Source organism: Enterobacter cloacae complex sp. SYL001, from assembly GCF_049237025.1.
GTDB lineage: Bacteria > Pseudomonadota > Gammaproteobacteria > Enterobacterales > Enterobacteriaceae > Enterobacter > Enterobacter intestinihominis.
Genome location: NZ_JBMKJI010000003.1, coordinates 82702 through 102295 on the forward strand (window position 1 = coordinate 82702; position 19594 = coordinate 102295).

At 54.5% G+C, this 19594-nt stretch carries 14 protein-coding genes; 8 read left to right on the plus strand and 6 right to left on the minus strand.

All coding sequences use genetic code 11. From position 1 onward, the window contains the following. Nucleotides 1-55: 55 nt before the first annotated feature. The 3 genes from ACOTZP_RS05260 to speD all read left to right on the plus strand — a co-directional run bounded on the left by ACOTZP_RS05260 (nucleotide 56) and on the right by speD (nucleotide 2169). A complete protein-coding gene (locus ACOTZP_RS05260) occupies nucleotides 56-403 on the plus strand; it encodes a YacC family pilotin-like protein (protein WP_003856306.1) in 348 nt (115 codons plus the stop codon). 101 nt (nucleotides 404-504) lie between these two features. Continuing rightward, nucleotides 505-1374: a polyamine aminopropyltransferase gene (gene speE / locus ACOTZP_RS05265; RefSeq protein WP_022647071.1), complete on the plus strand. Its 870-nt coding sequence runs from the start codon at nucleotides 505-507 to the stop codon at nucleotides 1372-1374. Next, nucleotides 1375-2169 (plus strand): adenosylmethionine decarboxylase, encoded by a 795-nt coding sequence (gene speD, locus ACOTZP_RS05270; protein WP_022647070.1) that lies wholly within the window; start codon nucleotides 1375-1377, stop codon nucleotides 2167-2169. A gap of 31 nt (nucleotides 2170-2200) precedes the next feature. On the opposite strand, the gene yacL is transcribed toward speD, so the two are convergent. Both yacL and acnB read right to left on the minus strand, forming a co-directional pair. After that, a complete protein-coding gene (gene yacL / locus ACOTZP_RS05275; RefSeq protein ID WP_022647069.1) occupies nucleotides 2201-2563 on the minus strand; it encodes a protein YacL in 363 nt (120 codons plus the stop codon). Between the two features lie 183 nt (nucleotides 2564-2746). Continuing rightward, nucleotides 2747-5344, minus strand: coding sequence for a bifunctional aconitate hydratase 2/2-methylisocitrate dehydratase (acnB, locus tag ACOTZP_RS05280; protein WP_421633667.1), 2598 nt, complete (start codon nucleotides 5342-5344; stop codon nucleotides 2747-2749). A gap of 387 nt (nucleotides 5345-5731) precedes the next feature. Between acnB and ACOTZP_RS05285 the strand changes: the two genes are divergently transcribed. Further along, the gene (locus ACOTZP_RS05285; RefSeq protein WP_171932844.1) at nucleotides 5732-7249 is read left to right on the plus strand and encodes a DUF3300 domain-containing protein; all 1518 of its coding nucleotides are present in this window, start codon (nucleotides 5732-5734) and stop codon (nucleotides 7247-7249) included. Between the two features lie 10 nt (nucleotides 7250-7259). Then, a complete protein-coding gene (locus ACOTZP_RS05290; protein ID WP_022647066.1) occupies nucleotides 7260-8051 on the plus strand; it encodes a DUF2950 family protein in 792 nt (263 codons plus the stop codon). A gap of 52 nt (nucleotides 8052-8103) precedes the next feature. On the opposite strand, the gene lpdA is transcribed toward ACOTZP_RS05290, so the two are convergent. From lpdA to pdhR, 4 genes are all read right to left on the minus strand, one after another. After that, nucleotides 8104-9528 (minus strand): dihydrolipoyl dehydrogenase, encoded by a 1425-nt coding sequence (gene lpdA / locus ACOTZP_RS05295; RefSeq protein WP_003856313.1) that lies wholly within the window; start codon nucleotides 9526-9528, stop codon nucleotides 8104-8106. A 175-nt stretch (nucleotides 9529-9703) separates the two neighbouring features. Next, complete coding sequence (gene aceF, locus ACOTZP_RS05300) at nucleotides 9704-11587, minus strand: pyruvate dehydrogenase complex dihydrolipoyllysine-residue acetyltransferase (protein WP_063849761.1); 1884 nt, start codon at nucleotides 11585-11587, stop codon at nucleotides 9704-9706. Between the two features lie 14 nt (nucleotides 11588-11601). After that, nucleotides 11602-14265 (minus strand): pyruvate dehydrogenase (acetyl-transferring), homodimeric type, encoded by a 2664-nt coding sequence (gene aceE, locus ACOTZP_RS05305; protein ID WP_022647064.1) that lies wholly within the window; start codon nucleotides 14263-14265, stop codon nucleotides 11602-11604. 123 nt (nucleotides 14266-14388) lie between these two features. Continuing rightward, nucleotides 14389-15153 (minus strand): pyruvate dehydrogenase complex transcriptional repressor PdhR, encoded by a 765-nt coding sequence (gene pdhR / locus ACOTZP_RS05310; RefSeq protein ID WP_006173806.1) that lies wholly within the window; start codon nucleotides 15151-15153, stop codon nucleotides 14389-14391. 537 nt (nucleotides 15154-15690) lie between these two features. On the opposite strand from pdhR, the gene aroP reads away from it, so the two are divergent. The 3 genes from aroP (at nucleotide 15691) to ACOTZP_RS05325 (ending at nucleotide 19584) form a co-directional block, all read left to right on the plus strand. Beyond that, a complete protein-coding gene (gene aroP / locus ACOTZP_RS05315; protein ID WP_023299335.1) occupies nucleotides 15691-17061 on the plus strand; it encodes an aromatic amino acid transporter AroP in 1371 nt (456 codons plus the stop codon). A 164-nt stretch (nucleotides 17062-17225) separates the two neighbouring features. Then, nucleotides 17226-18623 carry a glycoside-pentoside-hexuronide (GPH):cation symporter gene (locus ACOTZP_RS05320; protein ID WP_271074954.1) on the plus strand — a complete coding sequence of 466 codons (1398 nt, stop codon included), beginning with the start codon at nucleotides 17226-17228 and terminating at the stop codon, nucleotides 18621-18623. A 10-nt stretch (nucleotides 18624-18633) separates the two neighbouring features. Then, nucleotides 18634-19584 carry a family 43 glycosylhydrolase gene (locus ACOTZP_RS05325; protein ID WP_058677779.1) on the plus strand — a complete coding sequence of 317 codons (951 nt, stop codon included), beginning with the start codon at nucleotides 18634-18636 and terminating at the stop codon, nucleotides 19582-19584. The last annotated feature ends 10 nt before the right edge of the window (nucleotides 19585-19594 follow it).

Consider the following 19594-nt stretch of genomic DNA (forward strand, 5'->3'; position numbering starts at 1 on the left):
CGGCCTGGCATCAAGTATGCTAACGTTAATTTTCCGTGATGCAGTGGTAAAGGCAATGAAGACGTTTTTCAGAACAATTTTGTTCGCCAGCCTGATGGCGATGTGTGCGAACAGTTACGCGCTAAGTGAAAACGAAGCGGAAGATATGGCCGATCTGACGGCAGTTTTTGTTTTTCTGAAAAACGATTGTGGTTACCAGAATTTACCCAATGGGCAAATTCGTCGCGCACTGGTCTTTTTTGCCCAGCAGAACCAATGGGACCTCAGCAACTACGACAGCTTCGACATGAAGGCGCTCGGTGAAGACAGCTACCGTGATTTAAGCGGTATTGGCATTCCCACTGCTAAAAAATGCAAAGCGCTGGCTCGCGATTCACTCAGCCTGCTCGCCTACGTGAAGTAACCTTCCCGACGCCCCTTGTTGACCCGCTAACCGCTTCACGGCGGTGTTGTGTTGCGCCCATCTGCCGGATGTAATGGATGCTAACGAAGGAGGTGCTCCCCATGACCGAAAAAACGGTATGGCAAGAAACGCTGCATGACCAGTTTGGTCAGTATTTTGCCGTGGATAACGTGCTCTATCATGAGAAAACCGATCATCAGGATCTGATAATCTTCGAAAACGCCGCCTTTGGCCGCGTAATGGCGCTGGACGGCGTGGTGCAAACCACCGAGCGCGACGAGTTTATCTATCACGAAATGATGACCCACGTCCCGCTGCTGGCACACGGCCACGCGAAGGACGTGCTGATTATCGGCGGCGGCGACGGCGCGATGCTGCGTGAAGTCTCGCGTCATCAGAATGTCGAAACCATCACCATGGTGGAAATCGACGCCGGTGTGGTGTCGTTCTGCCGCCAGTATCTGCCCAACCACAATGCTGGCAGCTATGACGATCCGCGGTTTAATCTGGTTATCGACGATGGCGTCAATTTTGTTAACCAGACCACGCAAACGTTTGATGTCATTATCTCTGACTGTACCGACCCTATCGGCCCCGGCGCGTCGCTGTTTACCTCGTCGTTTTACGAAGGCTGCAAGCGCTGCCTGAAGCCTGGCGGGATTTTTGTGGCGCAAAACGGCGTTTGCTTCCTGCAACAGGATGAAGCGCTTGATAGCCACCGTAAGCTGAGCACCTATTTTGCTGACGTCAGCTTCTACCAGGCGGCGATCCCCACTTACTACGGCGGGATCATGACCTTTGCCTGGGCGACGGATAACGACGTCCTGCGCCATCTCTCCACCGAAATTATCCAGGCCCGCTTCCACCAGGCCGGACTCAAATGCCGATACTACAACCCGGCGATCCACACCGCAGCCTTTGCGTTGCCTCAATATCTGCAAGACGCGCTGTCCTCAAAGGAGGTGAACTAATTGAAAAAGCTTAAACTGCATGGCTTTAACAATCTGACCAAAAGCCTGAGTTTTTGTATTTACGATATCTGCTACGCCAAAACAGCAGAAGAGCGCGATGGTTATATCGCCTATATCGATGAACTCTACAACGCCAACCGTCTGACCGAGATCCTGACAGAGACCTGCTCGATTATCGGCGCCAACATCCTGAATATCGCGCGCCAGGATTACGAGCCGCAGGGAGCAAGCGTCACCATTCTGGTCAGTGAAGAGCCGGTTGACCCGCAGCTTATCGACAAAACCGAGCACCCCGGCCCGCTGCCAGAAGTGGTTGTCGCCCACCTGGATAAAAGCCATATCTGCGTGCACACCTACCCGGAAAGCCACCCGGAAGGCGGACTGTGTACCTTCCGCGCGGATATCGAGGTGTCGACCTGCGGCGTGATTTCACCGCTGAATGCGTTGAATTATTTAATCCACCAGCTGGAATCCGATATCGTCACTATTGATTATCGCGTACGCGGTTTTACCCGTGATATCAACGGCATGAAGCACTTCATCGATCATGAGATCAACTCCATTCAGAACTTCATGTCCGACGACATGAAGTCGCTATACGACATGATGGATGTGAACGTCTATCAGGAGAATATCTTCCACACCAAAATGTTACTTAAGGAATTCGACCTTAAGCACTACATGTTCCACACGAAGCCGGAAGATTTAAGCGAAGAAGAGCGTAAGGTCATTACCGACCTGCTCTGGAAAGAGATGCGCGAAATTTACTACGGCCGTAACATTCCGACCGTGTAATCGTGGCCCGAAGCAGGGACGCTTCGGGGAGTTACTTCTGTTTCATAAAGTCGCGGTAGGCGTTCACCACTTTCAGGAAATCTTCCACACCGCACAGCGACAGGCTCTCTTCGTCGTAGTAGCTCATCCCCTCTTCCATCTCATCACCCGAGAACTCAAGCTGGTTGGCACGCACCATCACCTCTTCGCCATCCATCCACAGGGTGTATTCGTGCCCGGCGCGTTGCCAGGAGCGTTCACTGCCTTTCACCGTTTCCGCTGCCTGTTCGACTTCATCCAGCAGCGCGAGGTTCTCTTTCACCTCTTCGTTAAACCAGTGTCCAACGGCTTCGTGCCCCATCGACATTCGCACTTTCACCACGCCGGTGATGTCGCGCAAAAATTCGTAATCCATAGCGTTTTCCTCTGCAAAGCCATTAGGGTAATTATCGCAGCAGAGAAGAAGAAAAAAAGCGGGAAAGGTGGGAGGAATGAAAATAAAAAAAATACCCCTCACCCTGGCCCTCTCCCAAAGGGAGAGGGAATAAAATCCCCCTCGCCCCTTTGGGGAGAGGGGTTAGGGGTGAGGGGTTGGTTTTTATACTGCCGTCTGGAAGATCACCCCGTCAGCCTTCTCGGTGTACTGAGAGAGCTGGTCGAAGTTCAGATAGCGATAGGTATCCACCGCCGTCTTATCTACCTGAGCCACAAAGGTCTGGTACTCTTCCGGCGTTGGCAGTTTGCCAATCAGCGCCGCAACCGCTGCCAGCTCCGCAGAAGCCAGGTAGACGTTCGCCCCGGTACCCAAACGGTTCGGGAAGTTACGGGTGGAGGTGGAAACCACTGTCGCACCGTCGGCCACGCGCGCCTGGTTGCCCATGCACAGGGAGCAGCCCGGAATTTCAATACGCGCCCCGCTCTTACCGAACACGCTGTAGTAGCCCTCTTCGGTCAGCTGCGCCGCATCCATACGGGTTGGCGGCGCCACCCACAGACGGGTCGGCAGCTGGCCTTTGTGAGTATCCAGCAGCTTACCGGCAGCACGGAAGTGGCCGATGTTGGTCATACAGGAGCCGATGAACACTTCGTCGATCTTATCGCCCTGTACGTCAGAGAGCAGACGCGCATCGTCCGGATCGTTTGGCGCACACAGGATTGGCTCTTTGATATCCGCCAGATCGATATCGATCACCGCCGCGTACTCTGCGTCAGCGTCAGCTTCCAGCAGCTGCGGATCCGCCAGCCATTTTTCCATGCCCTGAATACGACGCTCCAGCGTACGGCGGTCGCCGTAGCCTTCCGCAATCATCCACTTCAGCAGCACGATGTTGGAGGTCAGATACTCAATAATCGGCTCTTTGTTCAGCTTGATGGTACAGCCCGCCGCAGAACGCTCGGCAGAGGCATCGGTCAGCTCGAACGCCTGCTCAACTTTCAGATCCGGCAGACCTTCAATTTCCAGAATGCGGCCAGAGAAGATGTTTTTCTTGCCCTTCTTCTCAACGGTCAGCAGACCCTGTTTGATGGCATACAGCGGGATTGCGTGCACCAGATCGCGCAGAGTGATGCCCGGCTGCATTTTGCCTTTGAAGCGCACCAGCACGGATTCAGGCATGTCGAGAGGCATCACGCCGGTCGCTGCGGCAAACGCCACCAGACCGGAGCCCGCAGGGAAGGAGATACCAATCGGGAAACGGGTATGAGAGTCACCGCCGGTACCCACGGTATCCGGCAGCAGCATGCGGTTCAGCCAGGAGTGGATAACGCCGTCGCCCGGACGCAGGGAGACACCGCCACGGTTCATAATGAAGTCAGGCAGCGTGTGGTGCGTAGTGACGTCAACCGGCTTCGGATATGCCGCAGTGTGGCAGAAGGATTGCATGACCAGGTCAGATGAGAAGCCCAGGCACGCAAGGTCTTTCAGTTCATCACGGGTCATTGGACCGGTGGTGTCCTGAGAGCCCACGGAGGTCATTTTCGGCTCGCAGTACGCGCCAGGACGGATACCAGCGACGCCGCAGGCGCGACCGACCATTTTCTGTGCCAGCGAGAAGCCGCGATTGCTTTCCGCCACGTCTTTCGCCTGACGGAACACGTCACTGTGCGGCAGACCCAGCGCTTCACGCGCTTTGGTGGTCAGGCCACGGCCAATGATCAGCGGAATACGGCCACCGGCACGCACTTCGTCGATCAGCACGTCGGTTTTCAGCTCGAAGCTTGCCAACAGTTCGTTGGTTTCGTGGTTGCGCACTTCGCCTTTATACGGGTAAACGTCAATCACGTCGCCCATGTTCAGGTTGCTCACGTCCACTTCAATTGGCAGAGCGCCCGCATCTTCCATGGTGTTGAAGAAGATTGGCGCGATTTTGCCGCCGAGGCACAGGCCGCCGCCGCGCTTGTTCGGCACGTGCGGAATGTCGTCGCCCATGAACCACAGCACGGAGTTGGTGGCGGATTTACGGGAAGAACCGGTACCAACCACATCACCGACGTAGGCCAGCGGGAAACCTTTCTCCTGAAGCGCTTCGATCTGTTTAATCGGGCCAACGCTACCCGGCTGATCCGGCTCGATGCCTTCACGGGCGTTTTTCAGCATCGCCAGGGCGTGCAGGGGGATATCAGGACGAGACCACGCGTCCGGAGCCGGAGAGAGGTCATCGGTGTTGGTTTCACCGGTAACCTTAAAGACGGTCACGGTAATTTTTTCAGCAAGCGCAGGGCGGTTCAGGAACCATTCGGCATCGGCCCAGGACTGCATCACCTGCTTCGCGTAAACGTTGCCTGCTTTGGCTTTTTCTTCTACATCGTAGAAGTTATCGAACATCAGCAGCGTTGAAGAGAGCGCTTTGGCAGCAATCGGTGCCAGCTTTTCGTTGTCCAGCGCGTCAATCAGCGGATGAATGTTATAGCCGCCCTGCATGGTGCCGAGCAGTTCAATGGCTTTTTCAGGAGTAACCAGTGGGGAGGTGGCTTCGCCTTTGGCGATAGCAGCAAGGAATCCGGCTTTTACGTAGGCAGCTTCATCTACGCCAGGCGGTACGCGGTTGATCAGCAGATCTAACAGGAATTCTTCTTCGCCCTCAGGCGGGTTCTTCAGCAGCTCGACGAGCGCGGCCATTTGGGTTGCATCTAAAGGTTTGGGTACAACTCCCTCGGCGGCACGTTCTGCTACGTGCTTACGGTATTCTTCTAGCACGACGGTTCTCCTCGCTCTCATTGTCATATGCGGCGGGCGTTCTCTTCACGCTCCTGTGAGACAGCAGTTTGTAGGGTAAATGCCCGATACCGCGTCGGGCAGCATAGCAGGATTTCTGCACAGTGTTAATCTGTTTACAAAAAAGCAACATTAAATTATTTGCTGAATCGTTAAGCATGGTGTAACGGGGAGACGAGGCGAATCTTGTCCTCTTTCCCGTCGCCTTTTCAGCTATCCGATATAATTGTGTAATAAATACTCACACTCTTTATCCGGACGCTCAGGTTGGTTTCCCAACAATAGTCAAAACTGTAAAACACGAGTGAATGATACTCGCGGCAACAGCAACGCCTCACGGCACTGCACTCGTCTCGTTGGAGTCAATCTATGAAGTTGCCTTTTAAGCCACATCTTCTTGTTCTGCTTTGCAGTGCGGGGCTGTTTGCCGCCTCGGGTGTCATGTACGTTAAAAGCCGCGCAACGGAACCTGCTACGCCTGCTCCGGTTACACAACAACCTGGCGCACCGGTAGCCCAGCCTGCGCCCGTCGCTGCCCCGGTCTACACTGCGGCGCAAATCGACCAATGGGTTGCCCCTGTCGCGCTTTACCCGGATGCCCTGCTGTCGCAAATCTTGATGGCGTCGACCTACCCGTCAAATGTTATTCAGGCCGCGCAGTGGTCGAAAGACAATCCTAAAATGCAGGGTGATGCCGCCCTTCAGGCGGTAGCCACCCAGCCGTGGGATCCCAGCGTAAAATCCCTGGTTGCGTTTCCTCAGCTGATGTCGTTGATGGGCGAAAATCCGCCATGGGTACAAAATCTGGGAGACGCCTTCCTTGCACAGCCGAAAGATGTGATGGATTCCGTACAGCGGCTGCGCCTGCTGGCCCAACAAACGGGTGCGCTGCAATCCACACCGCAGCAGACGGTCACCACCGTCACGAAACCTGCATCGACAAAAACCACGACAACCGCAACGCCTACCAGCCCAACGGTGATCAAGATTGAATCCGCCGATCCGCAGGTGGTGTATGTTCCCACGTATAACCCGAATACGGTTTATGGTACCTGGCCTAACACCGCTTACCCGCCGGTCTATCTTCCGCCCTCACCCGGCGAGCAATTCACTGACAGTCTGGTTAAAGGATTAGGTTTTAGCCTCGGGGTCGCTACAACCTACGCCATTTTCAGCAATATTGACTGGGATGACGACGACTGGGATCACCATCATCACGATGATGACTGGGACAATCACGGCGGTTATAACCGCAACGGTGATAACAACATCAATATCCACGTGGATAATTTCAACAGAATCAGCGGGCAGCACCTGAACGGTAATAACCACACCTGGCAGCACAATCCAGCCTATCGTGAAGGCATGCCTTACCCGAATAACCAGCTGGCTAACCGCTTCCACTCTACACAGACAGCCACCGGGCTAAGCGCGACGCAGCAAAAACCAGTCAATCGCGACAGCCAGCGCCAGGCCGCTCTCAGCCAGATGGAACAATCAACGGGTAAAACCCTCCCACACTCAGTACATACAGCCACGCGGGACGCACAACGTCTGGCCTCAACGCAAAAGTTGAAGCAGATCTCGCAGCGAAATAACTATCGTGGATATGACACCAGGCCGCAGGCCGTAAAACGGACGAGCACGCCGCAGCGTGTACATCATCAGACTGACATGCACAGACAGGAGAAGCGGGTTTCACAGACGGTACAGCAGCCAGCCAGGCTGCATCGGGCCAATGCCCTGAGCGGCAACGACAGCCGCTCCGCGAACTGGCAAGCCCAGCAGCAGCGCGGGGCGCAAAGCCGGCAGCTCGCTACTCGTCAACATCAGCCGCGCCAGCTCACTGGTGAACGCGCTGAACGCCATGAATTCCGTCATCGTTAAGGGAGCCGACATGAAACGTCAATTACTCAGTGGAATGGTGTTGTTCATGGTCTCGGCGGCCGTCATGGCACAGCAATCGTTCAGTTCGCCAGAACAGGCGACCAGTGCGCTGGCAAGCGCCATCAGCGAGCAAAATGAAAGTGCGATGAACAATTTGCTCGGTGAAAACTGGCGCGATTTCCTGCCGCCCGAAGGCGTTGATCCCGAAGCGGTCGATCGCTTCCTGCGCGACTGGAACGTTCATCATAAAACCGTCATCAGTGGCAACGTGGCGCACCTGGTGGTGGGCGATAACGGCTGGCAGCTACCAATCCCGGTGGTCAAAACGGCATCTGGCTGGCAGTTTGATATGCAGGAAGCCGCAGAAGAGATCCTGACCCGCGAAATCGGGCGCAACGAACTCGCAGCCATCGAAGCGCTTCACGCCTATGTTGATGCCCAGCAGAGCTATTTTGCGATGAACCAAAAGTACGCGCAGAAGATAGTCAGTTCTGAAGGTAAAAAGGATGGACTGTACTGGCCCGTCGCTCCCGGTGAAACGCCCAGCCCACTGGGTCCGGCGTTCAGTCCTCCACAGTCGGGGGCGGGTTACCATGGTTACCGATTCCGCATCCTGCCGGATAAAAATGGCTTTGCCATGGTCGCCTGGCCGGTGAACTACGGTCAGACGGGGGTAATGAGCTTTGTAATTAACCAGGATGACGCGGTTTATCAGGCAGATCTCGGCAACGATTCGGCGCAGAAAGCGCAGGCTCTTAGTGAATACCAGCCGGATAAGACCTGGCAGCCTGTCACACCCTGAACGCAGCGCATAAAAAAAGCGGCCTGAGGCCGCTTTTTTCATCTGAAGAAACTTATTTCTTCTTCGCTTTCGCGTTTGGCAGGTCAGTAATGCTACCTTCAAACACTTCTGCCGCCAGGCCCACGGACTCATGCAGAGTCGGGTGTGCGTGGATGGTCAGCGCGATGTCTTCTGCGTCGCAGCCCATTTCGATAGCCAGACCGATTTCACCCAGCAGCTCGCCGCCGTTGGTACCGACAATCGCACCACCGATGACGCGGTGAGTCTCTTTGTCGAAGATCAGTTTGGTCATACCGTCTGCGCAGTCGGACGCGATAGCACGGCCAGAAGCAGCCCACGGGAAGGTGGCAGTTTCGTAGCTGATGCCTTTCTCTTTCGCTTCTTTCTCAGTCAGACCAACCCATGCAACTTCTGGCTCGGTATACGCGATAGATGGGATCACTTTCGGATCGAAGTAATGCTTCATGCCGGCGATAACTTCAGCGGCAACATGACCTTCGTGAACACCTTTGTGCGCCAGCATTGGCTGACCGACGATATCGCCGATAGCAAAGATGTGCGGCACGTTGGTACGCAGCTGTTTGTCAACGCGGATGAAGCCACGGTCGTCCACTTCCACGCCAGCTTTGCCCGCGTCGAGGTTTTTACCGTTCGGCACACGGCCAATAGCCACCAGCACGGCGTCGTAACGCTGTGGTTCGGATGGGGCTTTTTTGCCTTCCATGGAAACGTAAATACCGTCTTCTTTCGCTTCAACGGCAGTCACTTTGGTTTCCAGCATCAGGTTGAATTTCTTGCTGATGCGTTTGGTGAAGACTTTAACGATATCTTTGTCGGCTGCCGGGATTACCTGGTCGAACATTTCAACCACGTCGATCTCTGAACCCAGCGCATGGTACACAGTACCCATTTCCAGACCGATGATACCGCCGCCCATAACCAGCAGACGCTTAGGAACGGTTTTCAGCTCCAGCGCATCGGTGGAATCCCACACGCGTGGATCTTCATGTGGAATGAATGGCAGTTCGATTGGGCGAGAGCCTGCCGCGATGATCGCGTTGTCGAAGTTGATCACGGTTTTGCCGTTTTCGCCTTCCACTTCCAGGGTGTTCGCACCGGTGAATTTACCCAGACCGTTTACCACTTTCACTTTACGGCCTTTGGCCATACCCGCCAGACCGCCGGTCAGCTGAGTGATAACTTTCTCTTTCCAGGTACGAATTTTGTCGATATCGGTTTTCGGCTCGCCGAAGACGATACCGTGTTCAGCCAGCGCTTTGGCTTCTTCGATAACTTTCGCTACGTGCAGCAGCGCTTTAGAAGGGATACAGCCGACGTTCAGACAAACACCGCCGAGGGTGCTGTAACGTTCTACGATGACGGTTTCCAGACCTAAATCCGCGGCGCGAAATGCTGCGGAGTAACCTGCCGGGCCTGCCCCAAGTACTACGACCTGAGTTTTGATTTCTGTGCTCATCATGACCTCTTAATGTATACCCGTCGTCCACCGGGTCGTTCTATCCGCCCGTATTTTACAAAATTGTTAACAATTTTGAAACAACAAACGGCTCACGAATTATCGCTTTCACCAATAACCTCAAAAACCCCATGAGATTATCAGAAAAAAGCCGGCCGACTGGCCGGCTTTTCGATTACATCACCAGGCGGCGAATGTCGCTCAGGGTGTTGTTGATGATGGTGATGAAACGCGCACCATCAGCCCCGTCGATTACGCGGTGGTCGAAGGACAGAGAGATTGGCATCATCAGACGCGGCACGAACTCTTTGCCATTCCACACCGGCTCCATCGCGGACTTGGACACACCGAGGATAGCCACTTCCGGCGCGTTTACAATCGGCGCGAAGTGGGTGGTACCCAGGCCGCCGATGCTGGAGATAGTGAAGCAGCCGCCCTGCATTTCGCCGGCAGTCAGCTTACCATCACGCGCTTTTTTGGAGATGGTGGTCAGTTCACGGGACAGCTCGGTAATGCTCTTCTTGTTCACGTCTTTGAAGACCGGAACCACCAGACCATTTGGCGTATCAACCGCAACACCGATGTTGATGTATTTCTTCAGCGTCAGCTTCTGGCCGTCTTCGGACAGGGAGCTGTTGAAGCGTGGCATCTGCTCAAGGGCAGCGGCAACGGCCTTCATGATAAAGACCACTGGGGTGAACTTCACGTCCAGCTTACGCTTCTCAGCTTCGGCGTTCTGCTGTTTACGGAACGCTTCCAGATCGGTGATATCGGTCTTATCGAAGTGCGTAACGTGCGGGATCATCACCCAGTTACGGCTCAGGTTAGCACCAGAGATTTTCTGGATACGGCCCAGCTCCACTTCTTCGATTTCACCGAACTTGCTGAAGTCCACTTTCGGCCATGGCAGCATGCCCGGGATACCGCCGCCAGCGGCTGCCGCAGGTGCAGCTTCGGCGCGTTTCACCGCGTCTTTCACGTAAGCCTGAACGTCTTCGCGCAGGATACGACCTTTACGGCCGGTGCCCTTCACTTTCGCCAGGTTCACACCGAATTCGCGCGCCAGGCGACGAATCAGCGGAGTCGCGTGGACGTAAGCGTCGTTTTCAGCGAACTCAGATTTTTCTGCTTTAGCAGCAGGGGCAGCAGCAGGTTTAGCAGCCTGAGCCGGTGCAGCAGCAGGTGCCGGAGCAGCCGCGGCAGCCGGAGCGGCGCCTTCCACTTCGAAGACCATGATCAGAGAGCCGGTAGACACTTTGTCGCCGGTGCTGATTTTGATCTCTTTAACGGTACCGGCGAACGGCGCAGGCACTTCCATAGAAGCTTTGTCGCCTTCAACGGTGATCAGTGACTGTTCAGCGGCAACTTTGTCGCCCACTTTCACCATCACTTCGGTCACTTCAACTTCGTCACCGCCGATATCCGGTACGTTAACGTCTTTCGCGCCTCCAGCAGCCGCTGGTGCAGCGGCCGGAGCCGGAGCAGCAGCCTGAGCAGGCGCAGCGGCAGGTGCTGCACCCGCCACTTCGAAGACCATGATCAGCGAGCCGGTAGACACTTTGTCGCCGGTGTTGATCTTGATCTCTTTAACGGTACCGGCGAACGGTGCTGGCACTTCCATAGAGGCTTTGTCGCCTTCTACGGTGATCAGTGACTGCTCAGCCGCAACGGTGTCGCCCACTTTCACCAGGATTTCGGTAACTTCAACTTCGTCACCGCCGATGTCAGGCACATTTACTTCTTTCGCTGCCGCGGCCGCTGCTGGAGCAGCAGCAGGAGCGGCTTCTTTCTTCTCTTCCTGCGCAGGTGCAGCAGCTGCTGCACCGTCGGCGGAATCGAAAATCATGATCAGTTTGCCAGTCTCGGTTTTATCGCCAACAGAGACTTTGATCTCTTTAACGATGCCAGCCTGAGGAGACGGGACTTCCATAGAGGCTTTGTCGCCTTCTACGGTGATCAGCGACTGTTCAGCTTCAACTTTGTCGCCTACTTTGACCAGGATCTCGGTGATTTCAACTTCATCAGCCCCGATGTCCGGTACATTGATTTCGATAGCCATTATTCTTTTACCTCTTACGCCAGACGCGGGTTAACTTTATCTGCATCGATGTTGAATTTGGTGATTGCGTCCGCAACCACTTTCTTATCGATTTCGCCACGTTTAGCCAGTTCGCCCAGTGCTGCTACAACCACGTAGGAAGCATCAACTTCGAAGTGGTGACGTAGGTTTTCGCGACTGTCAGAACGACCGAAGCCGTCAGTACCCAGTACGCGATAATCATCAGCTGGAACGTAAGTACGAACCTGCTCAGCGAACAGTTTCATATAGTCAGTAGACGCCACCGCTGGCGCGTCGTTCATCACCTGAGCGATGTACGGAACGCGTGGGGTTTCCATTGGGTGCAGCATGTTCCAGCGCTCACAATCCTGGCCATCACGCGCCAGTTCAGTGAAGGAGGTCACAGAGTACACATCGGAACCCACACCGTAGTCTTTCGCCAGGATCTGCGCTGCTTCACGAACGTGACGCAGGATAGAACCGGAGCCCAGCAGCTGAACTTTACCTTTGCTACCTTCGATGGTTTCGAGTTTGTAGATACCTTTACGGATACCTTCCTCGGCACCTGCTGGCATTGCCGGCATGTGGTAGTTTTCGTTCAGGGTGGTGATGTAGTAGTAAACGTTCTCTTGCGCTTCACCGTACATGCGCTGCAGACCGTCATGCATGATGACTGCCACTTCGTACGCGTAAGACGGGTCGTAAGAGATACAGTTAGGGATAGTCAGAGACTGAATGTGGCTGTGGCCATCTTCGTGCTGCAGACCTTCACCGTTCAGGGTCGTACGACCAGAAGTACCACCAATCAGGAAGCCGCGAGCCTGCTGGTCGCCGGCCTGCCAGCACAGGTCACCGATACGCTGGAACCCGAACATGGAGTAGTAGATGTAGAACGGGATCATCGGCAGGTTGTTGGTGCTGTAAGAGGTCGCAGCAGCCAGCCAGGATGCGCCTGCGCCCAGCTCGTTGATACCTTCCTGCAGGATCTGACCTTTCTCGTCTTCTTTGTAGTATGCAACCTGCTCACGGTCCTGCGGGGTGTACTGCTGGCCGTTCGGGCTGTAGATACCGATCTGACGGAACAGACCTTCCATACCGAAAGTACGCGCTTCGTCGGCGATGATTGGAACCAGACGATCTTTGATTGACTTGTTCTTCAGCATCACGTTCAGGGCACGAACGAAAGCGATAGTGGTAGAGATCTCTTTGTTCTGCTCTTCCAGCAGCTGAGAGAAGTCTTCCAGGGCTGGCAGTTCCAGCTTCTCGGTGAAGTTAGGCTGACGAGCAGGCAGATAGCCTTTCAGCGCCTGACGACGTTCGTGCAGGTACTTGTGCTCTTCAGACCCTTCCGGGAAGGTGATGTAAGACAGGTTTTCTACCTGCTCATCGGTCACTGGAACGTTGAAACGGTCGCGGATATAACGCACGCCGTCCATGTTCATTTTCTTAACCTGGTGAGCGATGTTTTTACCTTCTGCGGTATCACCCATGCCGTAACCTTTGATGGTGTGGGCCAGGATCACAGTCGCTTTACCTTTGGTTTCCTGCGCTTTTTTCAGTGCAGCGTAAACTTTCTTCGGATCGTGACCACCGCGGTTCAGCGCCCAGATCTGCTCGTCAGTCCAGTCTGCAACCAGGGCTGCGGTTTCAGGATATTTGCCGAAGAAGTGCTCACGAACGTAGGCACCGTCTTTGGATTTGAAGGTCTGGTAGTCGCCGTCAACGGTTTCGTTCATCAGCTGGATCAGTTTACCGCTGGTGTCTTTACGCAGCAGCTCATCCCAACGACCGCCCCACATGACTTTGATCACGTTCCAGCCTGCACCCGCGAAGATGCCTTCCAGTTCGTTAATGATCTTGCCGTTACCGGTTACCGGACCATCCAGACGTTGCAGGTTACAGTTGATGATGAAGCACAGGTTGTCCAGCTTCTCACGGGTCGCGATGGTGATCGCGCCTTTAGATTCTGGCTCATCCATTTCACCGTCGCCCAGGAAGGCGTAAACGGTCTGCTCAGAGGTGTCTTTCAGACCACGGTGTTCCAGGTACTTCAGGAATTTAGCCTGATAGATTGCACCAATTGGACCCAGACCCATAGATACGGTCGGGAACTGCCAGAACTCAGGCATCAGTTTAGGGTGCGGATAAGAAGACAGACCCTTACCGTGAACTTCCTGACGGAAGTTGTTCATCTGCTCTTCAGTCAGACGACCTTCCAGGAAGGCACGTGCATAGATGCCCGGAGAGATGTGGCCCTGGAAGTACACCAGATCGCCGCCGTCTTTCTCGTTGGCTGCACGGAAGAAGTGGTTGAAGCACACTTCGTAAACGGTCGCAGAGGACTGGAAGGACGCCATGTGGCCACCCAGTTCCAGATCTTTCTTGGATGCGCGCAGAACGGTCATGATAGCGTTCCAGCGGATAGCAGAACGGATACGGCGTTCCAGATCCAGATTGCCCGGGTATTCCGGTTCGTCTTCGACGGCAATCGTGTTTACGTAGTTGCTAGCCCCTGCACCTGAAGCCACTTTCACGCCGCCTTTGCGCGCTTCTGAAAGCAGCTGATCAATCAGATACTGAGCACGCTCAACACCTTCTTCACGGATGACCGATTCGATCGCCTGTAGCCAGTCGCGAGTTTCGATCGGATCCACGTCATTTTGGAGACGTTCTGACATGGGGGTATTCCTTATCTATCTAATACGTTGATTTGTCTGGAACCTGTCCCATTGTGCTCTCGGTTAAGAACACAATAAGACAGGTTCTGCGTTTAGTTGCCGCGCTCTAAAAGTACCTGGCGCTTAATCCTTTCGTTGCTGTATGCGGCGCAATGAACGCTCGCGACGCGATTGTTCACGGCTGCGGTCCAGCAAGATTTCCTCAATGAAAGCCAGATGGCGGTGCGACGCTTCACGCGCCTGCTCCGGTTCCCCGGCCATTATCGCCTCGAATACTCGGGTGCGATGGTTGCTTACCAGCGGGAGCATCTCCCGACGGGCATACAACAATTCAAAATTCTGACGAACGTTCTGGGCCAGCATGGGCTCCATGCAGCGTAGCAGATGGAGGAGCACCACGTTGTGCGCTGCTTCGGTGACGGCAATTTGATACTGGACAACGGCGCTGGATTCGGCGTCTAAGTCGCCGGACTGCTGTGCCCGTTCAATGGCCTGATGCAGCTCGCGAATACGTACGCGGTCTTCATCAGTGCTGCGAAGGGCGGCGTAATAGGCCGCGATACCTTCCAGCGCGTGACGGGTCTCAAGCAGATCAAACTGGGATTCTGGGTGGTCAGAGAGAAGTTCTACCAGCGGGTCGCTGAAGCTCTGCCACAGGCTGTTTTGCACAAAGGTTCCGCCACCCTGACGACGGAGCAACAGGCCCTTTGCTTCGAGACGTTGAATCGCCTCACGCAAAGAGGGGCGTGAAACGTCGAACTGTTTTGCCAGCTCGCGTTCTGGCGGGAGTTTCTCGCCCGGGCGCAGTGTCCCTTCGAGAATCAAAAACTCCAGCTGCTGCTCAATCACATCGGAAAGTTTTGGTTGGCGAATTTTGCTGTAGGCCATATTCCCTGTCTTACGCCTTTTTGCCCGGAGTCAATTGGTCTTACCAATTTCATGTTCGTATCGCTAAAGTAACAAAGTATTCACCTTCTGTCCATATTGGTTTTGATTGAAATCAGGAAACCCGGCACATTTTAACAACCTTACAGAACTAACGTTTCAGGAATGTAACTTTGCACAAATGAAATGGTTACTCCCAAAGGGGCAGTTTTAACCATATTTAAACGAGGGATTTTGCAATCTGAAGCGATTCAACAAGGCAAAATATGAAAATTCGTCCACTTATGACGCATTTCTATTCTATAGGTTGGGGTATGAGGGGTTAACGTACCGATTTACAATTGGTTTCTTTTTATTCAAGTCGTCATCATCCCTTCATAAAGCAGGTGCATTCGCTGGCACTTACCACTATTCTGGCGCTAACGGAAGCCATCTCCGCTTTTTTCGGTATCGTTAACCGTAAAGAAATAAATACAGAATATGGACTTTCATAATTACACACGCACAGCGTGAACATAACAACCACACACGAGGTTTCAAATGGAAGCTCAACAGCATGGCGATCAGCTAAAGCGCGGCCTTAAAAACCGCCATATTCAGCTCATCGCCCTGGGCGGTGCTATTGGTACTGGCCTGTTTCTGGGCAGTGCGTCCGTTATCCAGTCGGCCGGTCCGGGCATCATTCTGGGTTACGCGATTGCAGGTTTCATTGCGTTTTTGATTATGCGCCAGTTAGGGGAAATGGTCGTTGAGGAGCCGGTTGCAGGCTCTTTTAGCCACTTTGCCTACAAATACTGGGGCAGCTTTGCGGGCTTCGCCTCTGGATGGAACTACTGGGTTCTTTACGTGCTGGTTGCTATGGCGGAACTCACCGCCGTCGGTAAATACATTCAATTCTGGTACCCGGAGATCCCCACCTGGGCGTCTGCGGCAGTCTTCTTCGTGCTGATCAACGCCATTAACCTGACCAACGTGAAAGTGTTTGGGGAAATGGAGTTCTGGTTCGCCATTATCAAAGTAATTGCCGTTGTAGCGATGATCATTTTTGGCGGCTGGCTGCTCTTCAGCGGCAACGGTGGCCCGCAGGCAACCGTGCGCAACCTCTGGGAACAGGGCGGGTTCCTGCCGCACGGCATGACCGGCCTGGTAATGATGATGGCGATCATTATGTTCTCCTTCGGCGGTCTGGAGCTGGTGGGCATCACCGCCGCGGAAGCCGACAACCCGGAGCAGAGCATCCCGAAAGCCACAAATCAGGTTATCTACCGTATTCTGATCTTCTACGTGGGCTCCCTGGCGGTCCTGCTCTCCCTGCTGCCATGGACACGCGTCACGGCGGATACCAGCCCGTTTGTGCTGATCTTCCACGAGCTGGGCGACACCTTCGTGGCGAACGCGCTTAACGTCGTAGTGCTGACCGCCGCGCTCTCTGTTTATAACAGCTGCGTTTACTGCAACAGCCGTATGCTGTTCGGCCTGGCGCAACAGGGCAACGCACCGAAAGCGCTGCTTACCGTTGATAAACGTGGCGTACCGGTTAACACCATTATCGTGTCGGCGGTCGTGACGGCGCTTTGCGTTCTGATTAACTACCTGGCACCGGAATCGGCCTTCGGCCTGCTGATGGCGTTGGTGGTTTCCGCGCTGGTGATCAACTGGGCGATGATTAGCCTCGCGCACATCAAGTTCCGCCGCGCCAAGCAGCAGCAGGGCGTAACCACGCGCTTCCCTGCCCTGCTCTATCCGCTGGGGAACTGGGTTTGCCTGCTGTTCATGGCGGCCGTGCTGGTCATCATGCTCATCACGCCAGGCATGGCGATTTCCGTCTACCTCATCCCGGTGTGGATTGCGATCCTCGGCGTGGGCTATATGGTGAAACAGAAAAATGCCAAAACGGTGAAAGCGCACTAAGTGTTTTCTCGCTGTACCCGCGGTTGCGGGTACAGCGTCTTGTTACCTTCCTCACAAATTCACGCCAACAGCAAAATCCTCCATATCACCGCCCTTATATTGCAACGCATATATCCGTTTGCCAGCGAATAATTCTCTCCATACCGAAACCCGGAGATCTGTCGATGGATAACAACAAACTGTCAGTAAAAGAAAAGATCGGCTATGGCATGGGTGACGCCGGATGCAACATTATCTTTGGCGCCATCATGTTATTTGTTAACTATTTTTATACGGATATTTTTGGTCTGGCGCCTGCGCTGGTTGGGGTACTGCTGCTGTCCGTTCGCGTGATTGACGCCGTAACGGACCCAATCATGGGCGCGATTGCCGACCGTACCCGCAGCAAATATGGCCGATTTCGTCCATGGCTACTGTGGATTGCCTTCCCCTATGCGCTGTTCAGCATCCTGATGTTCACCACCCCAGAGTGGAGCTATAACAGCAAAGTTATCTATGCATTTGTCACCTACTTCCTGCTGTCGCTGACCTATACCGCCATCAACATTCCGTACTGCTCGCTCGGTGGCGTGATCACCAACGACCCAAAAGAGCGCGTAGCCTGCCAGTCCTATCGTTTTGTTATGGTCGGTATCGCCACGCTGCTGCTGTCGCTTACGCTCCTGCCAATGGCTGACTGGTTCGGTGGGGATAACAAAGCCAAAGGCTACCAGATGGCGATGACCGTGCTGGCGCTGATTGGTACCTGCATGTTCCTGTTCTGCTTCGCCACGGTGCGCGAGCGCGTTCGCCCGGCTGTACAAACCCACGACGAACTGAAAAACGACCTGAAGGATGTGTGGAAGAATGACCAGTGGGTGCGCATCCTGCTTCTGACGCTCTGCAACGTCTGCCCGGGCTTTATCCGCATGGCGGCCACCATGTATTACGTCACCTGGGTAATGGGGCAAAGCACCCATTTCGCCACGCTGTTTATCAGCCTGGGCGTTGTCGGCATGATGTTCGGCAGTATGCTGGCGAAAGTGCTGACCGACCGCTGGTGCAAGCTGAAGGTCTTCTTCTGGACCAACATCGCGCTGGCGATTTTCTCCTGCGCCTTCTACTTCTTCGACCCGAAAGCGACGACAACCATTGTTGTGCTTTACGTCCTGCTGAATATCCTGCACCAGATCCCATCCCCTCTGCACTGGTCACTGATGGCCGACGTGGACGACTACGGTGAATGGAAAACCGGGAAACGTATCACCGGGATAAGCTTCTCCGGCAACATTTTCTTCCTGAAGCTGGGTCTGGCGATTGCCGGGGCGATGGTTGGCTTCCTGCTCTCCTGGTACGGTTATGACGCGGGCGCAAAAGCGCAGAGCACGGATGCCATCAACGGCATTGTGCTGCTCTTTACCGTCATTCCTGGCATTGGATATTTAATTACCGCGGGCGTTGTACGTCTGCTGAAAGTGGACCGTGAGACCATGAAGCAAATCCAGTCCGATCTGGAGAAGCGTCGCACCAACTATCGTGAACTGAGCGACTATCAGGAATTTAAAGCCGCTGAGACTAAATAAGGAAAGCCGAATGCAAACCTGGCCAAACCCGTTTATTGAACAACGCGCCGACCCGTATATCCTGCGCCACGAAGGACAATATTACTTTATCGCCTCCGTGCCGGAGTATGACCGGCTGGCGATCCGCCGCGCGGACTCGCTGGAAGATTTAGGCAATGCCGAAGAGGTAGTTGTCTGGCGCAAGCCCGACACCGGCCCGATGAGCCAGCTGATCTGGGCACCGGAACTGCATCATATCGACGGCAAGTGGTACATCTACTTTGCCGCCACACATACCCAGGCGCTCGACGAACTCGGGATGTTCCAGCATCGCATGTTCGCCATTGAATGCGCAGATCGCGATCCGCTCACCGGTACATGGGTGGAAAAAGGGCAAATCAAAACCCCGTTTGACACCTTCGCGCTGGATGCCACTACCTTTGTGCATCAGGGCAAACGCTGGTATCTGTGGGCGCAAAAAGCCCCGGACATTTCCGGTAACTCCAATCTTTACCTGTGTGAAATGGAAAATCCGTGGACGCTGAAAGGCGAGCCGGTGATGCTCAGTAAACCGGAATATGACTGGGAGTGCCGCGGATTCTGGGTCAACGAAGGCCCGGCGGTGCTGTTCCATGGCGATAAGCTATTTATCAGCTATTCCGCCAGCGCCACCGACGAGAATTACTGCATGGGATTACTGTGGATAGACGTAGATGCCGATCCGCAAAACCCGACTAACTGGCATAAATCCCCGCGCCCGGTGTTCGTCACCAGCTACGAAAACCGTCAGTATGGACCAGGCCATAACAGCTTTACGCAGACGCCGGAAGGCGACGATGTGCTGGTCTACCACGCGCGAAACTACACTGAAATTGAAGGCGATCCGCTTTACGATCCGAATCGCCACACTCGCCTGAAGCTCGTCCGCTGGGACGACAACGGGATGCCTGATTTCGGCATCCCGCCTGCGGATACGCTGTAACGGCTTCGGC